The 15,877-nt window shown below is 41.4% G+C and carries 13 protein-coding genes; 12 read left to right on the top strand and 1 reads right to left on the bottom strand.

What is annotated here, in order from left to right; all coding sequences use genetic code 11:
- Positions 1-85: 85 nt before the first annotated feature.
- The 10 genes from IYQ92_RS06530 (at position 86) to IYQ92_RS06485 (ending at position 11,544) form a co-directional block, all read left to right on the top strand.
- Entirely contained in the window at positions 86-610 is a 525-nt protein-coding gene (locus IYQ92_RS06530; protein ID WP_195675922.1) for a hypothetical protein, read from the top strand.
- Between the two features lie 43 nt (positions 611-653).
- Positions 654-1,349 carry a transposase gene (locus tag IYQ92_RS06525; protein ID WP_195675954.1) on the top strand — a complete coding sequence of 232 codons (696 nt, stop codon included), beginning with the start codon at positions 654-656 and terminating at the stop codon, positions 1,347-1,349.
- Between the two features lie 262 nt (positions 1,350-1,611).
- Positions 1,612-1,977 carry an Asp23/Gls24 family envelope stress response protein gene (locus IYQ92_RS06520; protein WP_195675921.1) on the top strand — a complete coding sequence of 122 codons (366 nt, stop codon included), beginning with the start codon at positions 1,612-1,614 and terminating at the stop codon, positions 1,975-1,977.
- Entirely contained in the window at positions 1,977-3,638 is a 1,662-nt protein-coding gene (locus tag IYQ92_RS06515; RefSeq protein ID WP_195675920.1) for a DAK2 domain-containing protein, read from the top strand. The genes IYQ92_RS06520 and IYQ92_RS06515 overlap by 1 nt, the downstream gene beginning before the upstream one ends.
- Before the next feature lie 176 nt (positions 3,639-3,814).
- The gene (gene ilvD / locus IYQ92_RS06510) at positions 3,815-5,548 is read left to right on the top strand and encodes a dihydroxy-acid dehydratase (RefSeq protein ID WP_195675919.1); all 1,734 of its coding nucleotides are present in this window, start codon (positions 3,815-3,817) and stop codon (positions 5,546-5,548) included.
- Between the two features lie 235 nt (positions 5,549-5,783).
- Positions 5,784-7,487: an acetolactate synthase large subunit gene (locus IYQ92_RS06505; protein WP_195675918.1), complete on the top strand. Its 1,704-nt coding sequence runs from the start codon at positions 5,784-5,786 to the stop codon at positions 7,485-7,487.
- Positions 7,480-7,962: an acetolactate synthase small subunit gene (gene ilvN, locus IYQ92_RS06500; protein WP_195675917.1), complete on the top strand. Its 483-nt coding sequence runs from the start codon at positions 7,480-7,482 to the stop codon at positions 7,960-7,962. Before IYQ92_RS06505 ends, ilvN begins: the two co-directional genes overlap by 8 nt.
- 69 nt (positions 7,963-8,031) lie before the next feature.
- Positions 8,032-9,054, top strand: coding sequence for a ketol-acid reductoisomerase (ilvC, locus tag IYQ92_RS06495; RefSeq protein ID WP_195675916.1), 1,023 nt, complete (start codon positions 8,032-8,034; stop codon positions 9,052-9,054).
- Positions 9,055-9,165: 111 nt separating this feature from the next.
- Positions 9,166-10,416: a threonine ammonia-lyase IlvA gene (ilvA, locus tag IYQ92_RS06490; protein ID WP_195675915.1), complete on the top strand. Its 1,251-nt coding sequence runs from the start codon at positions 9,166-9,168 to the stop codon at positions 10,414-10,416.
- Positions 10,417-10,656: 240 nt separating this feature from the next.
- Positions 10,657-11,544: an SPFH domain-containing protein gene (locus IYQ92_RS06485; protein ID WP_195675914.1), complete on the top strand. Its 888-nt coding sequence runs from the start codon at positions 10,657-10,659 to the stop codon at positions 11,542-11,544.
- Between the two features lie 135 nt (positions 11,545-11,679).
- Here IYQ92_RS06485 and IYQ92_RS06480 read toward each other — a convergent pair whose 3' ends face one another.
- Positions 11,680-11,799, bottom strand: coding sequence for a putative metal homeostasis protein (locus IYQ92_RS06480; protein WP_195675913.1), 120 nt, complete (start codon positions 11,797-11,799; stop codon positions 11,680-11,682).
- A gap of 294 nt (positions 11,800-12,093) precedes the next feature.
- Here IYQ92_RS06480 and acnA point away from each other — a divergent pair, with 294 nt between their 5' ends.
- Positions 12,094-14,760, top strand: coding sequence for an aconitate hydratase AcnA (gene acnA / locus IYQ92_RS06475; RefSeq protein ID WP_374110338.1), 2,667 nt, complete (start codon positions 12,094-12,096; stop codon positions 14,758-14,760).
- Complete coding sequence (locus tag IYQ92_RS06470; RefSeq protein WP_195675912.1) at positions 14,757-15,875, top strand: citrate synthase; 1,119 nt, start codon at positions 14,757-14,759, stop codon at positions 15,873-15,875. The genes acnA and IYQ92_RS06470 overlap by 4 nt, the downstream gene beginning before the upstream one ends.
- Positions 15,876-15,877: the final 2 nt, after the last annotated feature.

Genomic DNA, 15,877 nt, shown 5'->3' with positions numbered 1-15,877 from the left:
TCATTAAGTTAAGACTAACAGAAGAAGTTTCTGCTAGTCTTTTTCTATTTCCTTGTAGTAGACTAAAGCTAGGAGGTAAAATCAGATGTCTAACCTTATCAAAAATCAGTTACTCCATTGTGTGAAACAAATTACCTCATATGCAGCAGATTATGTCTATAATCCCTCAAAGGATTTCACGAGAAGTCGCAAACTGGGTTTTGACCAAGTCCTGCTTACCTTATTAGAAATGGGCGGGCAGACCTTATCACGAGAGTTACTTCAACTTGGTCACCCTATCTCCAATTCAGCTTTCGTACAGAGTCGTTACAAAGTGAAACCTGAAGCTTTTCAGGCACTTTTTCATGCCTTTACGAAAGAAATTTACCCAACAACGGATTATCCTATTTTGGCAGTTTACGGGACAGATCTAAACATCCCGGTTAATCCAGGTGACCCTGACTCCTATTGTTCGTCAAACACTGGTGGGCGTGCTTATAATCTCCTTCATCTCAATGCCTTGTATGACCTAACTCAGGGACTCTATCTTGACGCTCGAATTCAACCTAGAAGGCAGATGGACGAACGGCGTGCAGTGATTGACATGATGGAAAGCTCTCCCTTTCGCTAAAGGCTTAGTCATCGCAGACAGAGGCTATGAGTCCTATAATCTCATGACGCATTGTCAGGAAAGAGACTGGGATTATGTCATTCGGATTAAAGGAGGCAAGTCTGGAATGAAGCGGAGCTTGAAACTTCCTGAGAATAGTTGTCTAGATGAAAAGATTCAGCTCTTTTTAACACGTAAGAACTCTAATCACGTTAAACATAATCCAAACTATAAATGGTTACCAAGCCATCAAGCCTTTGACTTTCTGCCTCAATCAAGCAAGGAATTTATGACCTATTCACTGACATTTAGAATGGTCTGCTTTGAACTTGAGAATGGCAGCTTTGAATCCTTGGTTACTAACACAGATTTCGATGCTGAGACATTAAAAAGCCTCTACGCCAGTAGATGGGGCATAGAGACTTCTTTTAGAGCCTTAAAATACAACTTAGGGCTGGTCAGTTTTCATTCGAAAAAAGTGGTAGGGATTCACCAAGAGATTTTTGCTCACTTAACCATGTACAACTTTACGCGTGCAGTCTCTTCACAAATGGCTCAAAAAGTAAGTAACCGTTATGTCTATCCCATTAATTTTTCAGACGCTGCTTACGCTTGTCGTCTCTTTTTGAGTGATAAAATCCCTACCAAACAACTATTTGATTACCTCTCAAGTCACTTAGTTCCCACACGTCAACACCGAAAACACAAGCGAAAGATACGTTACCAAACAGTTGTCAGTTTTATCTATAGAATAGCATAAAAGGCGATGAATAGTGAGCAAAGAGCAGTGTGCTAAGGCATTTTGTGCGCCAAGAAACAAGAAAACAGCACTCTTAAACTAACAATTCGTCTAAGAGTGCTGTACCAATTCTCCGGCAATGTCTTAACTTAATGACATTGTCCCTCGGGGCTTTTTTATTTTCCTTGAAAGCCTTATCTTATGCGAAAACTGCCTATATTTTTTTACATTGTTCTTAAGATATGGTAAAATAAACTGATAAAAACTTTTTGAGGTAGTAGATATGACTGTAAAAATTAATACAAAAGATGGTCAAATCGAGCTTTCTGATGACGTCATTGCAACCGTCGTTGGAGGCTCAGCAACGGAAATTTTTGGCGTTGTTGGCATGGCGAGCAAAAGTGCTCTAAAAGATAACTTCCAAGCGCTCTTGCGTAAAGAAAACTACGCAAAAGGTGTTGTTGTTAAATCAACGGAAGCAGGAATTTCAGTTGACGTTTACACTGTTATGAGTTACGGTGTTAAAATCAGTGAAGTGTCAAAAAACATTCAAGAACGTGTCAAGTTCAATCTTGAAAATCAATTGGGAATTTCAGCAGATATGGTGAATGTTTACGTACAAAATATTAAAGTTGTAGGAGAAGATTAGTGTCAAATATTACGACAAGTTTATTTCAAGAGATGGTTCAAGCGGCCAGTACTCGTTTAAGTAAACAAGCAGAATATGTTAACTCATTGAACGTTTTCCCAGTTCCTGATGGTGATACTGGTACAAATATGGGCATGACCATGGAAAACGGGGCTAAAGAAGTTGCAGACAAACCAGCTTCAACAGTTGGTGAAGTCGGACAAATCCTTTCAAAAGGTCTTTTGATGGGTGCCCGTGGTAACTCAGGTGTTATCACATCGCAGTTGTTCCGTGGATTCGGTCAAAGTGTTAAAGGTAAGGATGAATTGACAGGTAGTGACCTAGCTCACGCTTTCCAAGCAGGGGTTGAAGTAGCTTACAAAGCCGTTATGAAACCTGTTGAAGGAACAATCCTCACTGTTTCACGTGGTGCAGCGACAACTGCCCTAAAAAAAGCAGAAGAAACTAACGATGCGGTTGAAGTTATGCGCGCAGCTCTTGATGGCGCCAAAGCAGCCCTTGCTAAGACACCAGAATTGCTTCCAGTTCTGAAAGAAGTTGGCGTTGTCGACTCTGGTGGTCAAGGTCTTGTCTTCATCTACGAAGGTTTCTTGTCAGCTCTTACTGGCGACTATATTGCTTCTGAAGAGTTCCAAGTAACACCAGCTATCATGACTGAAATGATCAACGCTGAGCACCACAAATCAGTTGCAGGACACGTGGCGACAGAGGACATCACTTACGGTTACTGTACTGAAATCATGGTCTCTCTTAAACAAGGTCCAACCTATGTGAAAGAGTTCAACTATGAAGAGTTTTCAGGCTACTTGAGTGGCCTTGGTGACTCACTCATTGTGGTTAATGACGATGAAATTGCTAAAGTACACGTCCACACTGAAGACCCAGGACTTGTCCTTCAAGAAGGTCTTAAGTACGGAGCACTCGTTAAAGTTAAAGTGGACAACATGCGTGGTCAACACGAAGCTGTTCTAGAAAAAGAAGCTGCGCCAGTTCAACAAGAAGCAAAAGATTACGGCGTCATTGCAGTAGTAGCAGGTGACGGCCTAGCCGAAATCTTCAAATCACAAGGCGTTGACTACATCATCTCAGGTGGTCAAACAATGAACCCATCAACAGAAGACATTGTTAAAGCTATCGAAGAAGTAAATGCTAAAAACGTGATTATCTTGCCAAATAACAAAAATATCTTCATGGCTGCACAATCAGCAGCAGATGTGGTTGATGTTCCAGCAGCAGTTGTCGAAACACGCACAGTGCCACAAGGATTCACAAGCCTTCTTGCTTTTGACCCAAGTAAATCATTGGAAGAAAATGTTACTGCTATGACAGCTAGCCTTTCAGATGTTGTCAGCGGAAGTGTCACACTTGCTGTTCGTGATACAACAATTGACGGTCTTGAGATTCATGAAAATGATATTCTTGGAATGGTCGATGGTAAAATCGTTGTTTCAAATCCAGATATTGTTGTTGCCCTTAAAGATACCTTTGCCAAAATGATTGACGAAGATAGCGAAATCGTAGCCATCTACGTTGGTGAAGAAGGTAATCAAGAGTTGGCAGAAGTTATTTCTGAATACCTAGAAGAAACTTATGAAGATGTTGAAGTGGAAATCCACCAAGGTGGACAACCCGTTTACCCATACCTCATGAGTGTTGAATAATTAGTAGGAGCTAGGCGATTGGTCTGGCTCTTTTTTGCTTTTCAAATACCCAAGTAAATCTGGTATTAGAAAATTAAGAAAACGTTTCACCAAAAATAGTCAGAAAATTCAGTTGACAATAGCTAAAAAAGTGTTAACATTTAATGTAAGATAAAAGATAGAACGAGGAAATGCTTATGCGAAGTGATATGATTAAAGTTGGTGTTGATAAAGCACCTGCCCGTGGTCTTCTTTATGCGACTGGACAAGTAAAATCAGCTAAAGATATGCAAAAACCATTTATTGCGATTTGTAATTCTTACATTGATATCGTACCAGGACACGTTCATTTGCGCGAATTAGCAGATATCGCTAAGGAAGCTATCCGTGAGGCGGGTGGTATCCCATTTGAATTTAATACTATTGGTGTTGATGATGGGATTGCTATGGGGCATATCGGAATGCGTTACAGCCTTCCCTCACGTGAAATCATCGCTGACGCTGCAGAAACTGTTATCAATGCTCACTGGTTTGATGGTGTTTTCTATATCCCAAACTGTGATAAAATTACCCCAGGAATGATTTTAGCAGCTATACGTACCAATGTGCCAGCTGTCTTCTGTTCAGGTGGTCCAATGAAAGGCGGCGTTGACATGACTGGTCACCAAGCTACTCTTTCAAGCCTCTTTGAAGCTGTAGGTACCTACCAAGCAGGTGATATGTCTAAAGAAGAACTTGATTTCTTGGAAAAAAATGCCTGCCCAACTTGTGGTTCATGTTCAGGAATGTTCACAGCTAATTCAATGAACTCATTGATGGAAGTGCTCGGTCTTGCCCTTCCTGGTAATGGTACTATCCTTGCGGTTTCAGATGAACGTCGTGAATTGGTTCGTCAAGCTGCAACACAATTGATGGAAAACATCAAGAATGACATTCGCCCACGTGATATTGTCACAAAAGAAGCTATTGATGATGCCTTTGCTCTTGATATGGCTATGGGTGGTTCAACTAACACTGTTCTTCACACCCTTGCTATCGCTCGCGAAGCAGGTATTGACTACGACCTTAAAGATATCAATGAAATTGCTAAGAAAACACCTTACCTTTCAAAAATTGCTCCATCATCTATTTACACTATGCATGATGTTCACGATGCTGGTGGTGTGTCAGCTATCATCAACCAATTGATTAAAAACGGTTCTATCAAGGGTGACCGTATCACTGTCACTGGTAAGACCCTTAAGGAAAATGTGTCTGACGCTGTTATCAAAAACGAAGAAATCATTCACCCAATTGAAAGTCCAATTTCACCAGTTGGTGGTCTATCAATTCTTTACGGAAATATTGCACAAGACGGTGCCGTTATCAAGGTCGGTGGTGTAGATCCTTCTGTTAAAACTTTCCGTGGTAAAGCCATCTGTTGTGATTCACAAGACGAAGCGCTTGAATTGATTGACAATGGAACTGTCCAAAAAGGTCATGTTGTGGTTATTCGTTACGAAGGTCCTCAAGGCGGTCCAGGCATGCCAGAAATGCTTGCACCAACTTCTAAAATCGTTGGACGCGGTCTTGGTAAAGATGTAGCCCTTATCACAGACGGTCGTTTCTCAGGTGCCACACGTGGTATCGCTATTGGTCACATTTCTCCAGAGGCTGCAGAAGGCGGAAATATCGCTCTTATCAAAGATGGCGACGAAATTTGCATTGACTTGACCAACCGTACCATTGATTTGATGGTTGATGATGCGACTTTAGAAGAACGTCGTAAAGACCTCAAACCGTTCAAATCAAAAATTTCAAGTGGCTGGTTGCGTCGTTACACAGCTTTTGCTTCATCAGCAAACTTTGGTGGCTCAATGATGAGTCAAGAAGAGTTTGAAGAACGCAAAGCTGAACGTGAAGCTGAAGACAAGGATCGCGCTAAAAAATAAAGGTTCTTAAACATATTTTAAGGTGGAAATCAATTCCACCTTTTTCTTTGAAAACTAACTTGTCGCTACTAAACCAAATGAATTGAAATCAATAAGATGATAAATATCAGAAAATAAAGAAGTAAGCGATTTATTTACCAAAAAAACTATTGCAAAATCATCAGAAAATGTTATCATACTATGTAAGGTTTCGAATTTTTAGAAAATTTGAAAAATACATGAGAAGGAGGAGCTTGTGAAACAAATACATTTAGAAGAACTTAAAAACGGTTCAGAGTTAGTTCTTGAAACTCTAAAAAGTTTAGGTGTTGAAACCATTTTTGGTTATCCAGGTGGTGCTGTCTTGCCACTTTACGATGCCATTTACGAATTTGAAGGTATTCGCCATATTTTAGCTCGTCATGAGCAGGGAGCCCTCCATGAAGCTGAAGGCTATGCCAAATCAACTGGCAAGCTCGGTGTTTCAATTGTTACCAGCGGTCCAGGTGCTACTAATGCCATTACAGGGATTGCCGATGGGATGAGCGATAGCGTGCCTATGTTGGTCTTCACAGGTCAAGTAGCTACACCAGGAATTGGTAAGGATGCTTTCCAGGAAGCTGACATTATCGGTGTGACCATGCCAATCACCAAATATAATTACCAAATTCGTGATGTGGCTGATATCCCTCGTATCGTGACCGAAGCTGTCCATATTGCCACAACAGGTCGTCCAGGACCAGTTGTCATTGACCTTCCTAAAAATGTGTCAGAGGCTAAGACAAGCGTCTACAACGATCCAGAAGTCAATATTCCTAGCTACCAACCAACAGTTGAGCCGAATGCTCTTCAAGTTAAAAAGATTTTGCAACAGTTGAGAAAAGCGAAAAAGCCTCTCATCGTTGCTGGTGGTGGTGTTAACTACTCAGGTGCTTCTGAGGAGTTGATTGCTTTTGCAGAACGTTACAATATTCCTGTTGTTTCCACTCTTTTGAGCTTAGGTGTTATGCCTATTGATCATCCTTTATCGCTAGGAATGGGTGGTATGCACGGTTCTTACGCTTCTAATATGGCCTTGACTCGTTGCGATTTTATGATCAACTTTGGTTCACGTTTTGCCGATCGTTTGACGGGAAATCCAGCTACTTTTGCTAAGAATGCAGTTGTAGCTCATGTGGATATTGACCCAGCTGAAATTGGTAAAGTGGTTAAAACACAGATTCCGATTGTAGGCGATGCTAAGAGAGCTTTGCAGATTTTGTTAGAAGCTGAAGAAGTTCATACAAGACATTCTGATTGGACTGAGGAAGTTTTAGCTAATAAAGCTAAAGCACCATTTGACTATGATTTCAATGAATCTATCATCAAACCACAGCACGCTATTGAAACAATCGGTAAAATTACCAAGGGTGAGGCTATTGTGGTTACCGACGTTGGTCAGCACCAAATGTGGACCGCTCAATTCTATCCTTTCAAAAAGGAAAGACAGATTATTACTTCTGGCGGTTTGGGAACCATGGGCTTTGGTATTCCGGCAGCAGTCGGTGCCAAACTAGCAAACCCAGATAAAGAAGTTATTCTCTTTGTCGGTGATGGTGGCTTCCAGATGACCAACCAAGAATTAGCTATTTTGAATGGCTATGGTGTACCAATTAAGGTCGTTCTCATCAATAACCATTCACTTGGAATGGTTCGTCAGTGGCAGGAATCTTTCTATGATGAACATCGTTCTGAGTCCACCTTTGATGATGAGCCAAACTTCCAGCTCATGGCTGAAGCCTATGGCATCGCTCATTACAAATTCTCAGATCCAAATACCTTGGAAGAGGATTTACAAGTCATTACTGAAAATAAACCAATGTTGATTGAGGTCAATATTTCAAATCGTGAACATGTTTATCCGATGGTACCATCTGGTAAGAGCAATGCTGAAATGTTGGGGGTGAAGTTCAATGCGTAGAATGTTAACAGCAAAACTGAAAAACTCAACTGGTGTTCTCAATCGCTTCACAGGTGTGCTTTCTCGCAGACAGGTCAATATTGAATCCATCTCCGTTGGACACACGGATATTCCAGATATTTCACGAATTACCATCATCATTGATGTTGAAAATCTGGAGGAAGTTGAACAAATCATTAAGCAACTCAATCGCTTGATTGATGTGGTTCGTGTCCGTGATATCACGGATATTCCTCACTTGGAACGTGAAGTTATTCTGATTAAAGTTTCTGCACCACCAGTTAAGCGTGCTGAAATTTTAGCGATTATCCAGCCTTTCCGTGCTAATGTTGTTGATGTGGCACCTAAGTCTATCACGATTCAGATGACAGGTGATGCAGATAAGATTGAGGCCTTGATTAGAGTTATTCAACCTTATGGAATCCGCAATATTGCTCGTACAGGCGCCACAGGATTCTCCCGAGATTTTTCATAAATCTTTTAAACTTAGTTAACTATGCCTTCGGGCAATAAATAAAAATTTTTAGAAAAGAGATATATTACTATGGCAGTAACAATGGAATACGAAAATGATGTAAAAGTAGACGCACTTGCAGGCAAAAAAATTGCCGTTATTGGTTATGGTTCACAAGGTCATGCTCATTCACAAAACTTGCGTGATTCAGGTTATGATGTGATTATCGGTGTGCGTGCTGGTAAATCATTTGACAAAGCTAAAGAAGATGGCTTTGAAACATTTGAAGTAGCGGAAGCTGTTAAACAAGCAGACGTTGTTATGGTTTTGGCACCAGATGAAATTCAAAAAGACATCTATAAAGATGAAATTGCGCCAAACTTGAGTGCAGGTAAAGCTCTTGGTTTTGCCCATGGATTTAATATTCATTTTGGCTACATTAAAGCTCCAGAAGATGTTGATGTCTTCATGGTTGCTCCTAAAGGACCAGGTCACTTGGTACGTCGTACATATACAGAAGGTTTTGGTGTTCCAGCACTTTACGCTGTCTACCAAGATGCTACTGGAAATGCCAAAGACATTGCAATGGACTGGGCTAAAGGTATCGGTTCTGCACGTGTTGGCTTGCTTGTAACAACATTTAAAGAAGAAACAGAAGAAGATTTGTTTGGTGAACAAGCAGTTCTTATGGGTGGTTTGACACACCTTATTGAAGCAGGTTTCGAAGTGTTGACTGAAGCTGGTTATGCACCACAATTGGCTTACTTTGAAGTTCTTCATGAAATGAAACTTATCGTTGACCTTATCTACGAAGGTGGCTTCAAGAAAATGCGTCAATCATGTTCAAATACTGCAGAATTTGGTGACTTTGTAACTGGTCCACGTGTCATCGGTCCAGAAGTCAAAGAAAACATGAAAGCTGCACTTGCTGATATCCAATCAGGTAAATTTGCACGTGAATTCGTTGAAGATCACGATGCTGGCTTCCCACGTTTGAAAGCTTACCGTAAAGAAGCTGAAGAACTTGAAATTGAAAAGATTGGTGTTGAATTGCGTAAAGCAATGCCGTTCGTTGGACAAAACGACGATGATGCATTCAAAATCTACAACTAAGATATTAGCCAATTAAGGTAAAGATTCAGCGTCGGCTTACCGGCGCTTTTGCCTGTTTTTACACAATTAACTTAACTTGGCGTTAATGCCTTAGAATAAAGAGGAAATGTAATGATTACAGCTAAGGATGTTGTAGCGGCTTATCAAGTCTTGAAAGATGTTGTAGAACGTACACCACTTGATTTTGACCGTTATTTATCAGAAAAATATGGAGCGACTGTTTACCTCAAACGTGAAAACATGCAAAAAGTTCGTTCTTTCAAAATTCGTGGGGCTTATTATGCTATTCACCAACTATCTGACGAAGATAAAAGTCGTGGAGTAGTCTGTGCTAGTGCTGGAAATCACGCCCAAGGGGTGGCCTATACTTGTAATGAAATGAAAATTCCTGCAACAATTTTCATGCCTATCACGACACCACAACAAAAAGTTGGACAAGTCCGTTTCTTTGGCGGTCCTTTCGTAACCATTAAATTAGTTGGAGATACTTTTGATGCGTCAGCAGCTGCTGCTCAAGAGTATACCAAAGCAGAAGGCATGACCTTTATCGCACCTTTTGATGATGATAATGTTCAGGCTGGTCAAGGAACGGTTGCCTATGAGATTTATGAGCAGTCACAAGCAGAAGGCGTTAATTTTGATAACATCTTCGTTCCAGTTGGTGGCGGTGGCTTGATTGCTGGCGTAGCAACTTACATGAAAGATGTTGCTCCTGAAATCGAAGTGGTTGGTGTGGAAGCTAACGGTGCACGTAGCATGCGCGCAGCCTTTGACAAGGGACATCCTGTGAAATTGGAAACCATTGATAAGTTTGCGGATGGGATTGCGGTCCAAAAAGTTGGTGATAACACTTATGAAGTCGCTCGTCGATATGTTGATACATTGGTCGGTGTGGACGAAGGCTTGATTTCAGAAACTTTGATTGACATGTATTCTAAGCAAGGGATTATTGCAGAGCCGGCAGGAGCTGCCAGCATCGCTGCGCTTGAAGTCATGAAAGACGAGATTAAGGGTAAAACAGTTGTTTGCATCATCTCAGGCGGTAATAATGATATCAACCGTATGCAGGAAATGGAAGAGCGTGCCCTTATTTATGATGGTGTTAAACATTATTTCGTGGTTAATTTCCCACAACGTCCAGGTGCCCTCCGTGAATTTGTAAACAATATCTTGGGACCAGATGACGATATTACTCGTTTTGAATACATCAAGCGCGCTAGTCGAGGAAAAGGACCTGTTTTGATTGGGGTTGCCTTAGCGGACAAGAAAGATTATCCTGCTTTACTAGAGCGTCTATCAAACTTTGACCCATCTTACATTAACCTTCACGGGAATGAAAGCCTTTATAATTTGCTAGTCTGACGAGAGTGCGACTGGTAGTAGGTTGAAACTATAAATGAGAGGTTGAGACTTTTTGTCTTAACTTCTTTTTTAAAGTTTTTTCTTGACTTTATAGCTAAATAAAATATAATTGTATTAACAAAAAAACACAAATAGGTGATACCGATGACTGCGACTTAGTTTGTTATGAGGTCTGCAATGATTGCTCTTTTTGGTAATTATTTTTATAGAAAATAATGTAGTTTAGGAGGTTTTAGGACTATGTTTTTACTTATTTTTGTGATTTTTATTTTATTTATCGTCATTCTGGTAATTTCGAGCGGTCTCTATGTTGTCAAGCAACAGTCAGTTGCAATCATTGAGCGCTTTGGGAAATATCAGGCAACGGCTACCAGCGGGATTCACGTTCGCTTGCCTTTAGGGATTGATAAAATTGCTGCACGTGTCCAGTTACGACTCTTGCAATCTGAGATTGTTGTTGAAACCAAGACTAAGGATAATGTCTTTGTTACCTTAAATGTTGCGACTCAATACCGTGTCAATGAGCAAAATGTAACGGATGCTTACTACAAACTCATGAAACCAGAGTCACAAATCAAGTCTTACATCGAAGACGCACTTCGTTCTTCTGTTCCCAAACTAACTTTGGATGAATTGTTTGAAAAGAAAGATGAAATCGCCCTCGAAGTGCAACATCAAGTGGCAGAAGAAATGTCAACTTACGGTTATATTATCGTCAAAACCTTGATTACCAAGGTAGAGCCTGACGCCGAAGTCAAGCAATCTATGAATGAAATCAATGCTGCGCAACGTAAACGTGTGGCGGCCCAAGAATTGGCAGAAGCTGATAAAATCAAAATCGTCACAGCTGCCGAAGCTGAGGCTGAAAAAGACCGCCTTCACGGGGTCGGTATTGCCCAACAACGTAAAGCCATTGTTGACGGTCTGGCTGAATCCATTCAAGAACTCAAAGATGCTAATGTGACCCTAAATGAAGAACAAATCATGTCAATTCTTTTGACAAACCAGTATCTAGATACGCTCAATACTTTTGCGGCTAAAGGAAATCAAACGATTTTCTTGCCAAATGGTCCAGAAGGTGTGGAAGATGTCCGTACGCAAGTTTTGTCAGCTTTAAAAGCTAAATAAGGTAAGTTCGTTTGTTTTTATGGTAGAAAGCAATAAGGTGTCGGTAATACTTGAATAGTCATAACTATAATTAAAAAAAGGTAGCAACCTGGAGAGAGGGTTGCTACCTTTTTGTCTGAACTTATACTGTTTTAATCAAGCTTTCTTTCCATAACGTTTGTAGTCATGAATGATTTTTAAAGCTCGTTTGCGCGTCTTGATATTAGGACTTTTGAGTCTACGGTAGGCAGACGATAAATCAGTTTTTTCCGCCATAAGCACCTCCTTGAAAGTATTATTAACGTTAACAGAAATAGTATAGCACAAAATACTTAACTGGTAAAGTTTTTTTATAAATCTATATCAAAATAGATGAAATAATCAAATTGGCATAGCGAAATGAGTATTTTCTACTGATTATTTGTAATTACTTGGAGTATGACGATGCCTAATGAAGTTGATCGCAAACTACATATGTCATAAAATATAACACAATAGACAGAAAAACTATTGACCAAATTTTCAGATTATTGTATAATAATTCCAATATAAAATGGAGGTTTGGATATAGTGATAGATAGCAAAAAGACACTTAATCATGGACTAAACAGTTTTTCTTATTTTGATGTAGCTCTAGCTTGCCAAAATGCTGGTATAGATATTAGTAATCTCCCTTATACTATCCGTATTTTATTAGAGAGTTTATTGCGAAAAAAAGATGGTAGTAGTGTTACAAATGATGACATTGCTAATCTGATTGCTTATCAAGCCTCTGCTCCTAAAGGTGAGGTTCCTTTTAAACCCAGCCGCGTGATTTTGCAGGATTTCACAGGTGTGCCAGTTGTGGTGGATCTTGCTTCTATGCGTGATGCATTGGTTGCACGTGGTGGCGATCCTGAGTTAATCAATCCTGAGATTCCTGTCGATTTGGTCATTGACCACAGCGTTCAGGTGGATGTTTTCGGTCGTGAGACTGCCTTGGAAGAAAATATGGCACTGGAATTTTCGCGTAATAGCGAGCGCTATGAATTTCTAAAATGGGCTGAGGAGGCTTTTGACAACTACCGAGCAGTTCCTCCAGCAACGGGTATCATCCACCAAGTCAACATCGAATTTTTGAGCGATGTCATCATCGAAAAAGATGGTCTTTTGTACCCTGACTCTATGTTTGGAACTGATAGCCACACGACTATGATTAACGGTATCGGTGTTCTAGGTTGGGGGGTCGGTGGTATCGAAGCTGAGGCAGCTATGTTGGGAGAAGCTTCTTACTTCCCAGTTCCTGAGGTTATCGGTGTTCGTTTGACGGGGACTTTGCCAAAAATCGCTACCGCAACAGACCTTGCCTTGAAAGTGACTCAAGTGCTTCGTCAGGAAAATGTTGTTGGCAAGTTCGTTGAATTTTTCGGCCCTGGCTTGGGCAATTTGTCCTTGGCAGAACGTGCAACGGTTTCTAACATGGCACCTGAGTATGGTGCAACTTGTGGCTACTTCCCTATCGACCATGAAACCCTCAACTACATGCGCTTGACTAATCGCTCGGAAGATCATATCGCGCTTACGGAAGCTTATGCTAAAACAAATCATCTTTTCTATGATGACCAATCAACACCGACCTATACCAAGGTTGTAGAGCTTGATTTGTCAACAATTCAACCGTCTATTTCCGGTCCTAAGCGTCCTCAGGACTTGATTGCTTTGACGGATGCTAAGGCAGAGTTCCAAAATAGTCTGACTCGAGAAGTTGGTGTACGTGGTTTTGGTTTGACAGATGAAGAAATCACAAAATCAGCTACTGTACACTTTGCAGATGAGGATGTGACAATTTCAACAGGGCATGTGGCTATTGCGGCTATCACCTCTTGTACCAACACGTCCAATCCCTATGTTCTCATGTCAGCTGGGCTATTGGCCAAAAAGGCCGTCGAACGTGGCTTAACAGTTCCTAAGACGGTAAAAACATCGCTGGCGCCCGGGTCAAAAGTCGTGACTGGCTACCTCAGAAATTCTGGTCTTCAGGATTATTTGAATAAACTTGGCTTTAATCTGGTCGGCTACGGCTGTACGACCTGCATCGGGAATTCTGGTGACCTCTTGCCTGAGGTGGCAGAAGCTATTAAGTCAGAGGATTTGCTGGTGTCTGGTGTCTTGTCAGGAAACCGTAACTTCGAGGGACGCATCAATCCTTTGGTCAAGGCTAATTTCCTAGCTAGCCCACCGCTTGTGGTGGCTTATGCTTTGGCTGGTACGACCAATATCGATTTGACCACAGAACCTCTTGGTTTTGATGACAATGGCAGAGCGGTTTATCTAGACGATATCATGCCACATCAAGATGAGGTGGCAGCTTATGTGGACAAGTATGTCACACGTGATTTGTTTGCGGAAGAATACAAGCAAGTCTTTACAGATAGCCAAGCTTGGAATGCTATTGAGACCAGTACAGGTCACAATTATGATTGGAATCAAGCGTCAACTTATATCCAAAATCCACCTTATTTTGATAACATGAAGGAAGATTTGACCATTTCACCATTGAAAAATCTAGCTGTGCTGGCAAAATTTGGCGATACGGTCACCACAGACCATATTTCACCAGCAGGGAATATTGCTCGCAACAGCCCAGCAGCTAAATACCTCATGAAACACGGTGTTGACTATCAAGAATTTAATTCTTACGGTAGCCGTCGTGGAAATCATGAGGTGATGATGCGTGGGACATTTGCTAACATCCGCATCAAAAATGCATTGGCTGACGGGAAAATTGGCGGTTGGACTATGTATAAGGATGAAATTAAGCCAATTTACGATGTTGCCATGACTTACAAGGAAGAAGGAATCGGAAGTCTAGTCATTGCTGGTAAGGACTACGGTATGGGGTCAAGTCGTGACTGGGCGGCTAAAGGTGCTAATCTACTTGGCGTAAGAGCTGTTTTAGCAGAATCGTTTGAACGTATTCATCGCTCAAATCTTGTCATGATGGGCATCCTTCCTTTACAATTTTTGGAAGGAGAGAGTGCTGACAGTCTCGGTTTGACGGGCTATGAACGCTTTGATATTGACTTGGCAGATGATGTTCAAGTTGGTCAAGTGGTTACAGTAAGAGCTATTTCTGATGCGGGCGTCAAAGAGTTTCAAGCCAAGGTGCGTTTTGATGCTGACGCGGACATTCGCTACTATCGTTACGGTGGCATTTTACCGATGGTGGTTAGGAAGAAAATGGGGGAATTAGTATGACAGTGAGTATGGGCTTGAAGGATACCATTGCCTGCGACACGCGTATCAGCGCTATCGAAAATGATGTCCTGTCTTACGCAGGCTATAACATTTCTGAATTTATGGACAACAACGCATCCTTTGAAGAAATCATTTACCTCTTGTGGAACTTGCATCTGCCAACGCAGATTGAACTCAATCATTTTGTGGAACGCTTGCGACAAGAGTACAAGATTTCGGATGCGGTTGAGCAGTGTATTCTCATTCAGTCGCGCAAGCATTTGCATCCCATGAGTGTGTTGCGGTCAACTGTTTCGCTACTGGGTGTTTATAATATTCACGCTGAGGAGAATTCCTTAGAAGCGACCTACGACCAATCCATTCAGATTATGGCCAAGGTTCCGACGATTATCGCAGCTTTTGCTAGATTGCGTCAGGGGCTGACTCCTATTGAACCGCGCGAAGATTTGAATTTTGCAGCTAATTTTCTCTATATGCTGAAAGGTCAAGAACCGACAGAATTGGAAGTTCGTGCCTTCAATAAGGCCTTGATTCTTCATGCGGACCACGAGCTCAATGCTTCAACCTTTGCGGCGCGTGTAACGGCATCAACTCTGACCGATATTTATTCTTGCGTGACGACGGCAATCGGCACCCTCAAGGGACCTCTTCATGGCGGCGCTAACGAGCGTGTCTTTGATATGCTCATGGATATTCGTGAATCGGGCAATACCGAAGGCTATCTGCGCCAAAAATTAGATTCTAAAGAAAAAATCATGGGCTTCGGTCACCGTGTTTATAAGACGGCAGACCCTCGTGAGAAGTACTTGAAGGAAATGGCGCTTGCGCTGACACAGGGAACGGATGACGAAGAGTTCTACAATCTGTCCCAAGAGGTGGAAGATTTCATCCGTCATGAGAAAGGGCTCATTCCTAACGTCGATTTTTATTCAGCGACGGTTTACCATGCTCTAGGAATCGACAGTGATATTTTCACCTTGATTTTCGCTATGAGTCGGATGGCGGGTTGGATTGCCCATGTGCAGGAGCAAAAGAAAAATAACAAGCTCATTCGTCCACGTTCATATTACACAGGTCAGTCAGATTTGGTTTATATTCCTATCAATCGGAGGTAAGT

This window comes from Streptococcus sp. HF-1907 (assembly GCF_015594605.1).
Taxonomy (GTDB): domain Bacteria; phylum Bacillota; class Bacilli; order Lactobacillales; family Streptococcaceae; genus Streptococcus.
This window is presented reverse-complemented; position numbering and strand designations above follow the sequence as displayed.

What these genes read in the sequence shown, in the direction of transcription:
- IYQ92_RS06530 (WP_195675922.1), top strand. Translation starts at nt 86, where the DNA reads ATGTCTAACCTTATCAAAAATCAGTTACTCCATTGTGTGAAACAAATT.
- IYQ92_RS06525 (WP_195675954.1), top strand. Translation starts at nt 654, where the DNA reads ATGACGCATTGTCAGGAAAGAGACTGGGATTATGTCATTCGGATTAAA.
- IYQ92_RS06520 (WP_195675921.1), top strand. Translation starts at nt 1,612, where the DNA reads ATGACTGTAAAAATTAATACAAAAGATGGTCAAATCGAGCTTTCTGAT.
- ilvD (WP_195675919.1), top strand. Translation starts at nt 3,815, where the DNA reads ATGCGAAGTGATATGATTAAAGTTGGTGTTGATAAAGCACCTGCCCGT.
- ilvN (WP_195675917.1), top strand. Translation starts at nt 7,480, where the DNA reads ATGCGTAGAATGTTAACAGCAAAACTGAAAAACTCAACTGGTGTTCTC.
- ilvC (WP_195675916.1), top strand. Translation starts at nt 8,032, where the DNA reads ATGGCAGTAACAATGGAATACGAAAATGATGTAAAAGTAGACGCACTT.
- ilvA (WP_195675915.1), top strand. Translation starts at nt 9,166, where the DNA reads ATGATTACAGCTAAGGATGTTGTAGCGGCTTATCAAGTCTTGAAAGAT.
- IYQ92_RS06485 (WP_195675914.1), top strand. Translation starts at nt 10,657, where the DNA reads ATGTTTTTACTTATTTTTGTGATTTTTATTTTATTTATCGTCATTCTG.
- IYQ92_RS06480 (WP_195675913.1), bottom strand. Translation starts at nt 11,799, where the DNA reads ATGGCGGAAAAAACTGATTTATCGTCTGCCTACCGTAGACTCAAAAGT.
- IYQ92_RS06470 (WP_195675912.1), top strand. Translation starts at nt 14,757, where the DNA reads ATGACAGTGAGTATGGGCTTGAAGGATACCATTGCCTGCGACACGCGT.